Annotated in this window: 13 protein-coding genes; 7 read left to right on the plus strand and 6 right to left on the minus strand. The window is 69.3% G+C overall.

Going from position 1 to position 14,860, the window contains the following annotated elements:
• Nucleotides 1-9 precede the first annotated feature (9 nt).
• The 3 genes from FHR82_RS19360 to FHR82_RS19370 are packed head-to-tail and all read right to left on the minus strand — an operon-like array spanning nt 10 to nt 3,572.
• Nucleotides 10-759, minus strand: coding sequence for an enoyl-CoA hydratase/isomerase family protein (locus FHR82_RS19360; RefSeq protein WP_184811863.1), 750 nt, complete (start codon nt 757-759; stop codon nt 10-12).
• 27 nt (nt 760-786) lie between these two features.
• Nucleotides 787-2,001 carry an acyl-CoA dehydrogenase family protein gene (locus tag FHR82_RS19365; RefSeq protein WP_184811864.1) on the minus strand — a complete coding sequence of 405 codons (1,215 nt, stop codon included), beginning with the start codon at nt 1,999-2,001 and terminating at the stop codon, nt 787-789.
• Entirely contained in the window at nt 1,998-3,572 is a 1,575-nt protein-coding gene (locus FHR82_RS19370; protein ID WP_184811865.1) for an AMP-binding protein, read from the minus strand. Before FHR82_RS19370 ends, FHR82_RS19365 begins: the two co-directional genes overlap by 4 nt.
• 132 nt (nt 3,573-3,704) lie before the next feature.
• On the opposite strand from FHR82_RS19370, the gene FHR82_RS19375 reads away from it, so the two are divergent.
• From FHR82_RS19375 to FHR82_RS19390, 4 genes are read left to right on the plus strand one after another with little or no spacing between them, the layout of a single operon-like run.
• Nucleotides 3,705-4,556, plus strand: coding sequence for a fumarylacetoacetate hydrolase family protein (locus tag FHR82_RS19375; RefSeq protein ID WP_184811866.1), 852 nt, complete (start codon nt 3,705-3,707; stop codon nt 4,554-4,556).
• Nucleotides 4,557-4,585: 29 nt separating this feature from the next.
• Nucleotides 4,586-5,317 carry a (Fe-S)-binding protein gene (locus tag FHR82_RS19380; protein WP_184811867.1) on the plus strand — a complete coding sequence of 244 codons (732 nt, stop codon included), beginning with the start codon at nt 4,586-4,588 and terminating at the stop codon, nt 5,315-5,317.
• Nucleotides 5,299-6,732, plus strand: coding sequence for a LutB/LldF family L-lactate oxidation iron-sulfur protein (locus FHR82_RS19385; protein WP_184811868.1), 1,434 nt, complete (start codon nt 5,299-5,301; stop codon nt 6,730-6,732). The genes FHR82_RS19380 and FHR82_RS19385 overlap by 19 nt, the downstream gene beginning before the upstream one ends.
• Entirely contained in the window at nt 6,725-7,345 is a 621-nt protein-coding gene (locus FHR82_RS19390; RefSeq protein WP_184811869.1) for a LutC/YkgG family protein, read from the plus strand. The genes FHR82_RS19385 and FHR82_RS19390 overlap by 8 nt, the downstream gene beginning before the upstream one ends.
• Here the strand turns inward: FHR82_RS19390 and FHR82_RS19395 are convergent.
• Both FHR82_RS19395 and FHR82_RS19400 read right to left on the minus strand, forming a co-directional pair.
• Nucleotides 7,342-8,034, minus strand: a complete 693-nt coding sequence (locus FHR82_RS19395) for a hypothetical protein (RefSeq protein WP_184811870.1) — start codon at nt 8,032-8,034, stop codon at nt 7,342-7,344. The two genes, FHR82_RS19390 and FHR82_RS19395, sit on opposite strands and share 4 nt — an antisense overlap.
• 68 nt (nt 8,035-8,102) lie before the next feature.
• Nucleotides 8,103-8,489: a PPOX class F420-dependent oxidoreductase gene (locus FHR82_RS19400; RefSeq protein ID WP_311771218.1), complete on the minus strand. Its 387-nt coding sequence runs from the start codon at nt 8,487-8,489 to the stop codon at nt 8,103-8,105.
• A gap of 139 nt (nt 8,490-8,628) precedes the next feature.
• On the opposite strand from FHR82_RS19400, the gene FHR82_RS19405 reads away from it, so the two are divergent.
• On the plus strand, nt 8,629-10,344 hold the full coding sequence (locus tag FHR82_RS19405; protein WP_184811872.1) for a GTP-binding protein: 1,716 nt from the start codon (nt 8,629-8,631) through the stop codon (nt 10,342-10,344).
• A 96-nt stretch (nt 10,345-10,440) separates the two neighbouring features.
• Here the strand turns inward: FHR82_RS19405 and FHR82_RS19410 are convergent, their stop codons facing one another.
• A complete protein-coding gene (locus tag FHR82_RS19410) occupies nt 10,441-10,980 on the minus strand; it encodes a hypothetical protein (RefSeq protein WP_184811873.1) in 540 nt (179 codons plus the stop codon).
• A gap of 1,776 nt (nt 10,981-12,756) precedes the next feature.
• Here FHR82_RS19410 and FHR82_RS19415 point away from each other — a divergent pair.
• Together FHR82_RS19415 and FHR82_RS19420 are read left to right on the plus strand one after the other, a co-directional pair.
• Nucleotides 12,757-14,046 (plus strand): enolase C-terminal domain-like protein, encoded by a 1,290-nt coding sequence (locus tag FHR82_RS19415; RefSeq protein ID WP_184811874.1) that lies wholly within the window; start codon nt 12,757-12,759, stop codon nt 14,044-14,046.
• A complete protein-coding gene (locus FHR82_RS19420) occupies nt 14,043-14,792 on the plus strand; it encodes an SDR family NAD(P)-dependent oxidoreductase (protein ID WP_184811875.1) in 750 nt (249 codons plus the stop codon). Before FHR82_RS19415 ends, FHR82_RS19420 begins: the two co-directional genes overlap by 4 nt.
• The last annotated feature ends 68 nt before the right edge of the window (nt 14,793-14,860 follow it).

Here is a 14,860-nt window from a genome sequence, read left to right on the forward strand (position 1 = left end):
CGGTTCCCTTCAGCTCGGGTGCGGCTCGATCCAGTCGTACTCGTTGTCCACCAGTTCCTTGACCAGCCGCAGGTTGTAGCGGTTCATGGCGGCGACCCGCTCGGCCAGCCCCGCGACCTGCTTCTCGAACTCGTCGGCCGGGAACACGCTGTTCACCAGGCCCAGCTCCAGCGCCCGCGCGGCGTCGAGCTGGATGCCCGTGAACAGCATCTCCTTCGCGCGCGCCTTGCCGATCCGGCGGGGCAGCCGCTTCACACCACCCCACCCGGGTGCGGAGCCGCCGAACTCCGGCTGGTCAGGGTCCTCGCCGCCGTTCATGTACTTCGGCTGGTACGGGGGCCGCGCGGACAGCGTGATCTCGACCAGGCCCATCTTCGCGGTGTCCGAGCACACGATGAAGTCCGCCGCCAGCGCCAGCTCCAGGCCGCCGCCGACCGCGTAGCCGTGCACGGCCGCGATCACCGGCACCGAGAGGCGCTCCAGCATGGAGAACGTCTTCTCGCCGAGCCTGCCCTGCTCGATGCGCTCCTTCTTCGTCAGGCCCTCGGACCACTTCAGGTCCATGCCGGCGCAGAACGCCCGCTCACCGGCGCCGCGCAGCACCACCACGTGCACGTTGTCGTCGTCGTCCGTCTCCGTGCAGAACCGCCGCAGCTCGGTCATCGACTCCGGAGTCAGCGCGTTCAGCTTCTCCGGCCGGTTCAGCGTGAGCCACGCGACCCGGTCCTCGATCCGGACGTCCAGCGTTTCGTAGGTCATGTTTCCCTTTCCCCGACAACGAAGTCTCTAGCTCTTGGGCAGTCCGAGCCCTCGGGTGGCGATGACGTTGCGTTGGATCTCGGTGGTCCCACCCAGAAAAGTAGCCGCTACCGAGTCCAGCCGCAGATGGGTGAACGCGGCACCGAGCGGCGCGTCCTCGCGCTGCCACAGCTCGGCGAGCTGCCCGAACGCCTTCGCACCGGTCCGCGCGAGCCGCTGGTGCAGCTCCGCGCCGAACAGCTGGCTCACCGAGCCCGCGTAGTCACCCGAGGACGTCGAGTGCCGCGCGAGGTTGTACAGCACCCGGACCTCGGTGTACCGGCGGGCGATCTCCAGCCGCAGCCCCTCGGTGTCCGGCCGGGCGTGCGCCCGGCCCTCGTCCGACTTCAGGTACTCGACCAAAGTGGACAGTGCCTGCTCGAACTTGACGGTGGCGCCGATGCCCGCCCGCTCGAAGCCGAGCGCGGTCATCGCGACGTACCAGCCGCGGTTCTCCGCACCGACGCGGTTCGCGACCGGCACGCGGGCGTCGTCGAAGAACACCTCCGCGAACGGGGTGTCACCGCGGATGTCGGTGATCGGCCGGACGGTCACACCCGGTGTCTCCGTGTCCACCAGCAGGAACGTGATGCCCTTGTGCTTCGGCGCCGCCGGGTCCGTGCGCACGAGCACGAACATCCAGTCGGCCTGCGCGCCCAGCGACGTCCACACCTTCTGGCCGTTGACGACGTAGTGGTCGCCGTCGCGCACCGCGCGGGTCCGCAGCGACGCCAGGTCCGACCCGGAGCCCGGCTCGGAGAACCCTTGCACCCACGTGGTCTCCCCGCGTGCGATGCGGGGCAGGTGCTCGGCCTTCTGCTCGTCCGTGCCCAGTTCGAGGATCGTCGGGCCGAGCAGGAACGCGCCGATGCCGTTCACCGTCGGCACGCGCGCCCGCATCATCTCCTCCTGCAGGATGAACTCCTGCTCCGCGGACAGCCCGGCGCCGCCGTACTCCCTCGGCCACTGCGGGGTGATCCACCCGCGCTCCGCCAGCGCGGCGGCCCAGGCGAGCGCGCCGTCGCGGCGGGCGGGGTCGGGTGACCGGCGGTCCACGGCCCAGCTGTAGCCCCACACGTCCTCGGGCTCCAGGCTGTGCTCCGCCTCGGGGTCCGGCCGGTAGGACGCCGGGAAGCGCGTGGTCACGAACGACCGCACCTCGTCCCGGAACTCGGCCTCCTCGGGGGTGTCTTCCCAGTTCACCGTGTTGCCTCACCGTCCCACGTCGTGTCCGTGATGCCGTGGTCGCCCTGCTCGCGCAGCTTGTACTTGGCGACCTTGTCGGTCGGGGTGCGGGGGAGCGCGGCCACGAACTCGACGTACCGCGGCACCATGAACTTCGGCAGCCGCTCCACGCAGAACTCCACCAGCTCCTCGTGCGTCAGCGACTTCCCCGGCCGCAGCACGACCACGAGCTTCACGTCCTCGTCTTCCAGCTCCGACGGGACCCCGATCGCCGCGCTCTCGAGGATCGCCGGGTGTGTGTTGATCTCTATCTCCAGGTCGAACGCCGAGATGTTCTCGCCACGGCGGCGGATGGAGTCCTTCATGCGGTCGAGGAAGTAGAAGTACCCGTCCTCGTCGCACCACACGCGGTCACCGGTGTGGAACCACAGGTTGCGGAACACGTTCGCGGTCGCTTCCGGTGTCCCGTAGTAGCCGCTGGTGATCACGTACGGCTGCTTGGGCCGCAGCACCAGCTCACCCGGCTCGCCCGCGGGTAGCTCACGGTCGTGCTCGTCGACCACCGCCGCCGTGAACCGTTCCGAGTGGACGGTCCCGCACGAGCCGAGCCGCCACTCGCCGTACGGGCTGCCGGTCGCGATGCCGGCCTCGGTCGACGTGTAGGTCTCCACCGACCGCACGCCGAACCGTTCCCGCAGCGGCGCGTCCAGCGCGGACTTGCCCATGTAGAACATCTCGAGCGGGTGGTCCTTGTCGCGGGCATGCGGTGGCGCGCTCATCAGGATCGGGATCATCGAGAACACGGAGAGCGCGAGCTGCGCGTCGAAGTGCCGCACGTCGTCCCAGAACCCGGACGCGCTGAACCGGTCCACCACCGCGATCGACCCACCCGACAGCAGCGCGGAGAACACCCCGTCCCACAGCCCCGCCGCGTGGAACAGGGGCAGCGGGCAGTACGTCGTCTTGCCCCACCGGTCGAGGTAGTTCAGCGAGTCGTACGCGCAGGTCAGTGCGAGTGAGTGGGACACCATCGCGCCCTTGGACGGACCCGTGGTGCCGGACGTGTACATGATCGCCTGCAGGTCCGAGAACACGACACCGGCACGCGGCTCGGTCGCGTCGCGGCCCCGCAGGCTGTTGAGGCTGACCGCACCCGCTGGTGGTGTTCCCCGGACCACCAGCCGGGTCAGGCCCGGCAGGCGTTCGAGCGGAAGTGTTTGTCTGTTCGGGTCGCAAGCTCCCCGAAGCCTGCCGAGGTACTCCTCGTCGATGATCAACGTGGTCGAGTCGGAGCTGAACAGGACGTGTCTCAGCACCTCGCCGCGGTGTGCCGTGTTGACCGGCACCGCGACCGCACCCAGGCGGGCGAGAGCGAAGACCACCGACACCAGCTCAGGGCAGTTCGGCAGCATGACGGCGACGTGGTCGCCCTTGCCGACACCCATTCCGATCAGCCCCTGCGCGACGCGGTTGGCGTCGGTGTCCACGTCGCGGTAGGTGAGATCGCCGTCACGAAAACGTAGAAAGGGCTCGGTCCCATGACTGTCCGCACGTGACCTGAGCACGTCGCCGAGTACGAAACTTTCCACCGGCCCATCGGAGCACGGATACCAACAAAGTGCACAAAGGTCGGATGTATCGGTGATCGACTGGTTCGTGCACGCAGCGTCTGCTGCTAGGCTCCGCGTACGTCATCGACCTGTTCACCAGGGAGGTTTGCCTTGCGGCTCATGCGAGTGGGCGTCCTCGGCGCGGAACGGCCCGTCGTGCTCGACGACGGCGGTCGCGCGTTCGACCTGTCCGGGCTGACGAACGACATCGACGGGGCGTTCCTGGCCGATGACGGCATCGCGCGGGCGCGCGCGGCCCTCGCCGCGGGTGCGCTACCCGCCGCTGACGTGGCCGGGGAGCGCGTCGGCGCGCCGATAGCACGGCCGCCCGCCGTTGTCTGCGTCGGTATGAACTACGCCGCACATGCCGCCGAGTCAGGTGCCGCACCGCCCGAGCACCCCGTGATCTTCTACAAACATCCGAACACTGTGGTCGGGCCGAACGACGATGTGATCCTCCCGAGGGGTGCCGCGAAGGTCGACTGGGAGGTCGAGCTGGGCATCGTGATCGGCAGGCGCGCCCGCTACCTGTCCTCCCCGGAGGATGCCTTCGGGTACATCGCCGGTTACGTGCTGTCGAACGACGTGTCCGAGCGGGCGCTCCAGCTGGAGGTCTCCGGCGGGCAGTGGTCGAAGGGCAAGTCGTGCGAGACGTTCAACCCGCTCGGCCCGTGGCTGGTGCCCGCCGCCGACGTCGGCAACCCGCAGGCGCTTGGCCTGCGGTCGTGGGTCAACGGCGAGGTCCGGCAGGACTCGAACACCGCCGACATGCTGTTCGGCGTGGCGACGCTGATCCACGACATCAGCCAGTACACGGTGCTCGAACCGGGTGACCTCGTGAACACGGGTACGCCACAGGGGGTCGCGCTATCGGGCCGCTTCCCATACCTTTCGATCGACGACGTGGTGGAGATCGAGATCGACGGGCTCGGCAGGCAGCGTCAGGTGGTCGTCAAGGGCTGACGCCCGTTCGCGGGAGAAGGGAAGACGAGTTGGGCACGCGGGTCGCGTTGTTCGCCACGTGTCTCACCGACACGTTCTTCCCGGACACCGCCCGGGCGGTGGTCCGCCTGCTGGAGCGGCTCGGTTGCGACGTCGACTTCCCGGCGGCGCAGACCTGCTGCGGCCAGATGCACTACAACACCGGCTACCGCGCGCACGCGGTGAAGCTCGCGAAGCGGCACGCGAAGGCGTTCGACGGCTACGACGCGGTGGTCGCGCCGTCCGGGTCGTGCGCGGGGATGGTCCGGGAGGTGTACCCGGACCTGCACAGACGTACCGAGTCGGTGGCAAGGCGAACGTACGAGCTGTCCGAGTTCCTGGTGGACGTGCTGGGCGTGACCGACGTCGGCGCGTACTTCCCGCATCGCGTCACCTACCACCCGACCTGCCACTCGCTGCGCATGCTCGGTGTTGGCGAGAAGCCGCTCGAGCTGTTGCGCCACGTCCGCGGCCTGGACCTGGTGGAGCTGTCAGGGGCCGACTCGTGCTGCGGGTTCGGCGGCACGTTCGCGCTCAAGAACGCCGAGACGTCGACCGCGATGCTCGCCGACAAGATGACCCACGTGCTGGAGACCCGCGCACAGGTCGTGACGGCGGGTGACAACTCGTGCCTCATGCACATCGGCGGCGGGCTGTCGCGGCTGAAGACCGGCGTGCGGTCGCTGCACCTGGCGGAGATCCTGGCTAGCACGGAGGAGGAGCCATGGGCCGCAACCCCGTGACGTGGCTGGGCAGCCCGACCTTCCCGAACGCGGCGCGGGACGCCCTGTCCGACGTCCAGCTGCGCGGCAACCTCGCGCACGCCACCACGACGATCCGCACCAAACGCGCGGCCGCGGTCGCGGAACTGCCGGACTGGCAACGACTTCGTGAGTCCGGTCAGGCCATCAAGGACGAGGTGCTGTCCAACCTGGACAGCTACCTGGAACGACTGGAGGCAGCCGTCACCGCGCGTGGCGGCATCGTGCACTGGGCCAGGGACGCGGCCGAGGCGAACGAGATCGTGCTGCGGCTGGTGAAGGAGGCGGGTGCCTCCGAGGTCGTGAAGGTCAAGTCCATGGCCACCGCGGAGATCGGCCTCAACGAGGCGCTCGAGGAAGGTGGCGTCTCGGCCATCGAGACCGACCTCGCCGAGCTGATCGTGCAGCTCGGTGACGACCGCCCGTCCCACATCCTGGTACCCGCGATCCACCGCAACCGCTCGGAGATCCGCGACATCTTCCGCTCCCGGATGTCCGGTGTGGAGGACCTGTCGGACACGCCGGCCGAGCTGGCGGAGGCGGCCCGCGCACACCTGCGGCGCAAGTTCCTGTCCGCGAAGGTCGCCATCTCGGGCGCCAACTTCGCGGTCGCCGACACGGGTTCGGTCGTGGTGGTGGAGTCCGAGGGCAACGGGCGGATGTGCCTCACGCTGCCGGAGACGCTGATCACGGTGATGGGCATCGAGAAGCTCGTGCCGACGTGGTCGGACCTGGAGGTCTTCCTCCAGCTGCTGCCGAGGTCGTCGACGGCGGAGCGGATGAACCCGTACACGTCGGTGTGGACCGGGGTGACCCCCGGCGACGGGCCGCGGAAGTTCCACCTGGTGCTGCTGGACAACGGCCGGACCCAAACGCTGGCCGACCGGGTCGGTCGGCAGGCGCTGCGGTGCATCCGGTGCTCCGCCTGCCTGAACGTGTGCCCGGTGTACGAGCGGACCGGCGGCCAGGCGTACGGCTCGGTGTACCCGGGGCCGATCGGCGCGATCCTGACACCGCAGCTGGGTGCGGGCACCGACGACCCGCAGACCGCGGCACTGCTGAAGTCGCTGCCGTTCGCGTCGTCGCTGTGCGGTGCCTGTTACGAGGTGTGCCCGGTGCGGATCGACATCCCGTCGGTGCTGGTGCACCTGCGCGGCAAGGCGGTCGAGGGCACGCACACACCGGAGTCGGTGGCGATGGCGGCGGCGTCGTGGGTCATGCAGTCGCCGGCGCGGTTCCGGCTGGCACAACGCGCGGCGTCGGTGCTGCGGCTGATATCCAGGCGCGGCAAGGTGAAACGGCTGCCGTGGCCGGGTTCAAAGTGGACGGACTCGCGCGACCTGCCCGCGCCGGCCGCGGAGACGTTCTCGGCGTGGTGGCGGAGGACTCGTGGCTGACGCACGTTCGGTGATCCTGGGCCGGATCCGCGCGGCGCTGGCCGACCGCCCCGGCCCGGTGACGGTGCCGCGCGAGTACGACCGCGTTCGCGACCTGGGTGATGTGCTGACGCTGTTCGAGAAGCAGGTGGCGGACTACCGGGCGGTCGTGCGGCGGGTGGCGGAGTCGGCGCTGCCCGCGGAGATCGAGTCGTCGCTCACGGCACACGGGGTTCGGGTGATGGTGACCCCGGCGGACGTGCCGACGTGGTGGCGGGTGGGCCAGTTCGTGTGGTCCCTCGACGCGCCGATGTCGCCGCTCCCGAACGCGGCACTCGACCGCGCGGACGGCGTGCTGACCGGTTGCGCGGTGGCGATCGCCCAGACGGGCACGATCGTGCTGGACGCCGGGTACGCGCAGGGACGGCGCGCGCTGACCCTCCTGCCGGACTACCACCTGTGCGTGGTCCACGCGGACCAGGTGGTGGCGACGGTCCCGGAAGCGTTGGCACGCCTGGAGTCGACACGTCCGCTGACGTTCATCTCCGGCCCGTCGGCGACGAGCGACATCGAGCTGGACCGCGTGGAGGGCGTACACGGCCCTCGCAACCTCGAGGTCCTGATCGTCGGTTAAGCCTGCGACGGGTCGCCTGCTTGGAGCTGCCGCAGCTGCGCGGCGATCGCCCCGGTCTCGGGCGACTGGTCGTGGCCGGGGTGGTGGATCCACCAGCCGGGTCCCCAGCGCAGGACCCGCCCGAACAGCGTGAGGACGAGCCCGTCGTCGAAGGTGCCCGCGGGTACGCGGATGTCCCGCACGAGCGGATCGTCCTCGACGAGCACGTCGAACCGGCCATGGCCCGGCTCGTAGCGCTCGACCCGCTCCTGCCAGCAGTCGAAGAACACCCAGCCCGAGCCGTCCTCGGGGGCGTAACAGAGCACCCGCTTGTCCGCGAGGAGACTCGGCGGCCCGAACACCGCCTCGACCTCACTGCGGCGGACGTCGCGGTCACCCACCCAGTCGCGCAAGGTGGTGAACGGCACCCACTCGTCGGCGGTGAGCATCCGGTCGACGGAGAGATACCCGAAGCGGTGGAAGAGTTCGGCGTACACGGACGCCACCTCGGGCACACAACGCCGCTCGGCCCCGAAGATCGCCGTGAAGGGCCCGTGCACACCGAGCTTGCCGTACCGGCCGAGAGCGTCGACGGCCGCGCGGTGCTCGTCGTCCCGATCGTCGAGGAACGTGAGGTTGGCGAGCATGGCGGCGGCGGAGAGCTGCATCTCCCGCCCCGTGGCCGCGAACATCCCGGACCGGGTGAACATGAGGGGCACGAGATCGAGCCAGTGGCGCCTGAGGTCATCCGAGGACCGCACAAGTCGATCTTAGTGTGCTAGACCGCGACGCCGATCACCTTTTCCGGGATGAGCCGCGCGATCACGCGTTTCACCTCGGCTGGTTCGGGTGGCGGGTCCTCCCCGACGTACTTGTGCGACAACCGTTTCGGCAGGTCCCTGTCCGGGTCGTCGACCACCTCCACCGTGCCGCGGATCTCCACCGTGCGGTACGGGTCCGCCAGGTCGAAGATCGTCAGGCTCACGCGGGGGTCGCGGGCGATGTTGCGGATCTTCCGGCGGGCGGCGGTGCTGGAGAAGACCACCGCGTCGTCGTCGAGGCCCACCCAGATCACCGACGTCTGCGGGGAGCCGTCCGGGTTCAGCGTGGCCAGGGTCGCGAAGTTCCTGCCGTCGATCAGTTGCCGGGTGGCGTCGTCGAGGATCACCTCTCCACCGTATTCCGCCGCCCGGTGTGCTTGCGGGGGAGTGGACGTGCCGATCCATTTCCGGTCCGCGTTCCATGCAGCTCCCGAGTCCATCCTCCTCACGGACGCGCCGATGCGTCCGTGAGGAGGACAACCAATGGGACCGAACGACGCAGCGGCACCCCGGCTCGAAGGGCTGGGCGACCTCACACCCACCTTCTCGGTGACGGTGCTCCACCTCCACCCCGATGCCGATCAGGCCGGCGCCTTCCGCTCGCTCGTCGGGTACCTCCGAACGGAGCTCGACACGCCAGGGCACCCCGACTTCATCGCCGAGGTGGAGCGGGTCCTCGCCGTGCTCGACGGCGCGATCCTCGTCGTCTCCGCGGTCGAAGGGGTGCAGGCGCAGACCCGGATCCTGCTGCGTGCGTTGCGCCGCCTGAGGATTCCCACGCTGATCTTCATCAACAAGACCGACCGGCGCGGTGCCGGCCCGGACCGCGTGCTGGCGCAGTTGAACAAGCTCGCGCCCGCGGTCCGCCCCGGCGACGTCGAGGCGCTCGCCGAGTATGACGACGACGTCCTCGCCGCCTACCTCGACGGGCAACCGGCCCCGGACCGGTTGCGGGACAGGACCTGTGACGTCACCGTCCACCCCGTCTTCGGCGGCTCCGCCATCACCGGGGCCGGGATCGGCGCGCTGACGAACGCGATCACCGACCTCCTGCCGGTCACGACCCCGGATCCCACCGCGCCCCTGTCCGGGACGGTGTTCAAGATCGAGCGCGGCATCGCCCACGTGCGGCTCCACGCGGGCACACTGCGGCTGCGTGACCGCGTCGACGGCGGCAAGGTCACCGTCCTCGGCATGTTCGACCGCGGCGGTCCCGTCAGCATGCGCGCGGTCCCCGCGGGTCGGATCGCTACCGTGCAGGGACTCGATGTGCGGGTCGGGGACGCGATCGGGGACGCGCGGTCCAGCACAGCCCACCACTTCCCGCCGCCCGCACTGGAAACGGTGGTGCACCCGGAAGACCCGCGCCAACGGGTGGCGCTGCACGCGGCCCTCACCGAGCTGGCCCGGCAGGACCCGCTGATCGGGCTGCGGAACGACCTCGCGATCTCGCTGTACGGCGAGGTGCAGAAGGAGGTCGTCGAGGCGACCCTCCGGACGGAGTACGGCATCGCGGTGACGTTCTCGGACAGCGAGGTCATGTGCGTCGAGCGGCTGTGCGGGGTGGGCGAAGCCGTGCGGTACAAGGAACACAACCCGTATGCGGCGACCGTGGGGCTGCGAGTCGAGCCTGGAGGGCCGGGGGTGCGGTTCCGGCTGGTGGTGGAGCTGGGCTCACTGCCGCTGTCGTTCTTCACCGCGGTGGAGGAGTCCCTGCGTGACGAGTTGCGCCACGGGCGGCGGTGGGAGGTGACCGACTGCCTGATCACCATGACCCACTCCGGCTACTTCTCACCCGTCACGACCGCGGGCCACTTCCGCGACCTGACCCGCGTCGTGCTCCGCGACGCGCTGGCCGAGGCAGGCACCCGTGTGCACGAGCCGGTGCTCCGCTTCCACCTGGAGATCCCGGACGATCTGGTCGGCACCGTGCTCCCCGCCATGACCCGCGTCCACGCCATCCCGCACACGACCACCCCCGACGGCGACCTGTGCGTGGTCGAGGGGGAGGTCCCGGCGGCTCACGTCCACGACCTCGAACGCCGCCTGCCTGGGCTGACCCGCGGCGAGGCGGTGCTGTTGACCACGTTCGACCGCTACCAGGCGATCTCCAAAACGGGGGTCGTACGTTCGAATCTACCGGGGCGTCACCTGACCATGCCTGACGGTTCTGTCAGCGCTCTTGAAAGGGCCGCGTGACATGGTCATGACATGGAACCGGGTTACTCTCGGTCCTCGGGATACATCCCGCCGCCTCCTCACGGGAGGGCTCGTGGAATGCGGTGTGGTCGTCTCTCAGGGTCGGAACGACGAGCTCGGGTAAGGCATGTTGACGCCTCGGTCGTCCACCATTTGGCGCTCCTCGTAGCTGGGCGGCGGGAAGGAGTTGGCGTCGTGCTTCGGGGGCGCGGGGGTGTAGTCGACGTGCGGAGCCGGTTCGTTCCACGACTCCTCGTGGCGCGATTGCTTCGGCACGGCGACCTTCGGCGAGTCGTTGTTGTTCACCGGCACGACGTCGTAGAGGTCGTCGCCCCGACCGGTGCGCAGCATCCAGGCCTGAAGGCCCTGGAGTTCGCTGTAGAGGGCGGGGCCGGCCTGCTCCGCGAGCTGTTTCCGGGACTCCTCCAGCCGATCCGGTTGGGTGAGCAGTTCGTTGAGCAGGGCCGAGATCTGATCGACCCGAAAACGCCCGGCGGGCAGGTACGCCTCCTGGGCGCTGCGCAGGATCAGCTGGCCAGTCGGGTCAGACAGTTGTGGAGCATCGGACGGTCGAGTCGTCTTGTCCGTGAACCACTTGTAGCGAAGGCGAGTGCGTTGAATCGTCCACGTAGACATTACAAGCCTCGTTTCTGTTTAGCCACTGCCGCTTCCGGGACTGGTCCCGATGAGTAACGCGCGTCTCAACGTAGCGGATACCGGTGGTACCAGAAGGAGCACAACGAACACTCATTCGGTTGGAATGGGGAAACGCCGTGGGACAGCAGGTCGAGCGGATAATCGAACCCGAAACCTGCTAGACGTGCGAATTTTCGGTAACCGGTGTTGTCGACCCCACCCAAACAGGGTTCCTCCGTGGCGGGCACAGGTCACTTTTCGTGATTCCCGCCCGCCAAGCCATGCCGTCGAGCCAGGACGACCGTGTTCGGCCGCCTCCGGCGGCGGGGAGGTGTGAACAGGTCCTGCAGGTCGCCGCGGACGTCGGATCTCAGAGGCCGGTCCAGGCTAGTGCTGTGTCCACCAACGTTTGCCGGGTCCTGCGGCGGGTTCGGCCAAGCCGACGGTGATCGCCGTACCCGGGGTGGGGCTGGTATGCCGTGAAAGGCGCGTTCAGGACATCGCCGACGCTGTGAAAGGCGCGTTGAGGGCGTTGAGTGCCCTGAAAGCGCCTTTCGCAGCGTGGTCAACGCCGTGAAAGCGCCTTTCACGGCACAACGGGACGTCGCGAGGGCGCGAGAGACGCCGGGGGCGCCGGGGGCGCAAGCCCCACACCACATCGCAGGCAGACCACCGAAAAAGAGTCCCTGCCAAAGAACCACGTTGCCAACCCAGGGAGCCATCCCAGAGACCTGCCCCTCCGGCGAGGAGCCGCCGGAGGCAAACCCGTCCGGAGGCAAACCCGTCCGGCGACAAACCACGAACCCACCCCGGCCAACGTAAGTGGACACAGCACTAGCTGGCTCGCCAGGCTGACGTCGAGGACGGCAACCGGCCGGGCATTACTCGATCGAAGTCTGTCGAGCTGCGCCCCGGGAGAACGCGATTCCAGCCGCCGGTGTCACCTACCTGCCGGGCGGCGCGACCGTTCTCCCACCGGGTGGCGTAGATGTCAGTCCGGGCGGCGAGAATTGCCGCGAGGAACGCGACCTTCCTTTCGGGGACCGACCGGCGTCGACCGGGCTCGGATGCCCTCGAAGAAGCCAGTTTCTGCCGAACCTGGTGGTGCCGCGGTGCCGTGCAACCTGCAGATTGCGGACGGGAAGCGTGCGTCTTTCAGGACATGACCCGAAGCACCCGGACGGGCGCCGAAAGGCGTCCGTGGCGAAAAAGCCCGCCCGCAGGCAGACCCGCACACAACGTAAAAGAACTGCATAACCGAGGAGCCATCCCAGAGACTTGCCCCTCCGGCGAGGAGGCCCGCCGGCAGGACGCCCGGCCGGCGAGGACAGGGCGAAGGCCACCCGCCGCGGTCGGCTCCAACCGCGGCGAATGGCCTGAATCAAGCGGCCGGACGATTCCGGGCGTCAGGCCTGACGAAGCTGGTCCGGGAGTTGGCGTTGTTGCTGAACGCCGTCGGCTGGCACTCGTAGAGCGTCGGGTCGATGGCCTGCGCGGCGTTTCCTCGACGCCAGAGGACTCGATGTCGAAGTCGGACCGGACCTGTGCGAGGCGTTCCCGCCAGTTCGCGGGCAGGTGCGCGGTGATCGCGTCGAGGCGGGCCTGGTCGGCGGGGACAGCTCCGCGTGACGACGTTCCGCCATGTCGGACATCTGACAGCCACCAGTACTGATCGGATCAATGAGGACACAGGATCGCGCGAGGGGTGGATTCTGTGATCCGGCTGCGGTATACATCGGATGTCTTATCTCGAAGTGGAAGGGGACGGCGGCTCACATGGCCCGCATCACCGGCATGGATGTGCGCGACATCCGGTTCCCCACCTCGCGGGAGCTCGACGGGTCCGACGCGATGAACCCCGATCCCGACTACTCCGCCGCCTACGTCGTGCTGCGCACCGACGACGGGCCCGACGGGTACGGGCTCGCCTTCACCATCGGCCGGGGCAACGACGTGCAGGCCGCCGCCATCAAGGCCCTGGACCACATGGTCGTCGGGCGGCCGGTGCCGGAGACCGCGTTCGAGCTGGCCGCCCTCAGCCGGGAGCTGGTCGGCGACTCGCAGCTGCGCTGGCTGGGCCCCGAGAAGGGCGTCGCGCACATGGCGATCGGGGCCGTGGTCAACGCGGCATGGGACCTCGCCGCGCGGCGGGCGGAACGTCCATTGTGGAGGTTCCTGTCCGAGTTGTCGCCGGAGGAGCTGGTCGCGCAGGTCGACTTCCGGTACCTCTCCGACGCCCTCACCGAACAGGAGGCACTCGACCTCCTGCGCAGGCCGGGGCGGGCGGCGCGGATCGCGGAGATAGAGCGGGACGGCTACCCGGCCTACAGCACCGGCGCGGGCTGGCTCGGGTACACCGACGAGAAGATGGTCCGGCTCGCGAAACAGGCCGTCGCCGACGGGTTCGCGATGCTCAAGCTCAAGGTCGGCGGCGACCTCGACGACGACATCCGGCGCATGCGGCTCGCGCGGGACGCGGTCGGGCCGGACATCCGGATCGCCGTCGACGCCAACCAGCGGTGGGACGTCGAGCCCGCGATCAAGTGGATGCAGGCGCTGAGCGAGTTCGACCCGTACTGGATCGAGGAGCCGACCTCGCCGGACGACGTGCTCGCGCACCGGGCGATCGCCGAGGCCATCGCGCCGATCCGGGTCGCGACCGGCGAGCACGTGCAGAACCGGGTGATGTTCAAGCAGTATCTGCAGGCGGGCGCGTTGTCGGTGCTGCAGATCGACGCGGCCCGGGTCGGCGGGGTCAACGAGAACATCGCGATCCTGCTGCTCGCCGCGAAGTTCGGCGTGCCGGTGTGCCCGCACGCCGGCGGCGTCGGCCTGTGCGAGCTGGTCCGGCACCTGTCGATGTTCGACTACGTGGCAATCTCCGGCACGCAGGACGACCGCGCGATCGAGTGGGTGGATCAACTGCACGAGCACTTCACCGACCCCGCTATCGTGCGCGGCGGACGCTACCTCGCGCCCACGGCCCCGGGTTTCTCCGCGCGGATCAACGACGAGGCGCTCGCCCGGTACGCCTTCCCCGACGGTCCTGAGTGGAGTGAGAAGTGACCGATTTTGACGGGCTGACAGCGGTTGTCACCGGCGGTGCGTCGGGTATCGGTGCCGCGGTGGCGAAGACGCTGACCGAACGCGGCGCCAAGGTCGCGGTCCTCGACGTCAACCCCGGCGATGACGGCATCCGCTGCGACGTCTCCGACGACACCGAGGTCCGCGCCGCGATCGCCGCGGTCGTCGAGCGGTTCGGCGGCGTCGACGTGCTGGTCAACAACGCGGGCATCGGCGCGCAGGGCGACGTGGCCGGCAACGACGACGCCGAGTGGCACCGGGTGCTGGACGTGAACGTGGTCGGCATGGCCCGCGTGACCAGGGCCGCGCTGCCGCACCTGAAGAACAGCGGGTGCGCCGCCGTGGTCAACACCTGCTCGATCGCGGCGTGGCAGGGCCTGCCGAACCGGGTCCTGTACTCGGCCAGCAAAGGCGCGGTGCTCGCGCTGACGCTGGCCATGGCGACCGACCACCTCGACGACGGCATCCGGATCAACTGCGTGTGCCCCGGCACCGCGGACACCCCGTGGGTCGGCAGGCTGCTCGACGCGGCCCCGGACCCGGAGAAGGAGCGTGCCGCGCTCGCCGCCCGCCAGCCGATGGGCAAGCTCGTGACCGCCGACGAGGTGGCGCACGCGATCGCCTACCTGGCAAGCCCCCTGTCCGGCTCGACCACCGGGACCGCCCTCGCGGTCGACGGTGGCATGTACGGCCTGCGTCCACGACCGCGGGTACCGGGAGCGGAGTGAAGGAGCGGCCGCCGTCTGGACCGAGGAGCGCGCGCAGGCGCGCCAGCGCCGAGCACGCGACGAGGGAC

It is taken from the genome of Actinophytocola algeriensis (assembly GCF_014203735.1).
Lineage (GTDB): Bacteria > Actinomycetota > Actinomycetes > Mycobacteriales > Pseudonocardiaceae > Actinophytocola > Actinophytocola algeriensis.

Coding starts and splice junctions, on each gene's coding strand:
- FHR82_RS19360 (WP_184811863.1), bottom strand. CDS start 759: ATGACCTACGAAACGCTGGACGTCCGGATCGAGGACCGGGTCGCGTGG.
- FHR82_RS19415 (WP_184811874.1), top strand. CDS start 12,757: ATGGCCCGCATCACCGGCATGGATGTGCGCGACATCCGGTTCCCCACC.
- FHR82_RS19410 (WP_184811873.1), bottom strand. CDS start 10,980: ATGTCTACGTGGACGATTCAACGCACTCGCCTTCGCTACAAGTGGTTC.
- FHR82_RS19405 (WP_184811872.1), top strand. CDS start 8,629: ATGGGACCGAACGACGCAGCGGCACCCCGGCTCGAAGGGCTGGGCGAC.
- FHR82_RS19395 (WP_184811870.1), bottom strand. CDS start 8,034: ATGTTCACCCGGTCCGGGATGTTCGCGGCCACGGGGCGGGAGATGCAG.
- FHR82_RS19385 (WP_184811868.1), top strand. CDS start 5,299: ATGGGCCGCAACCCCGTGACGTGGCTGGGCAGCCCGACCTTCCCGAAC.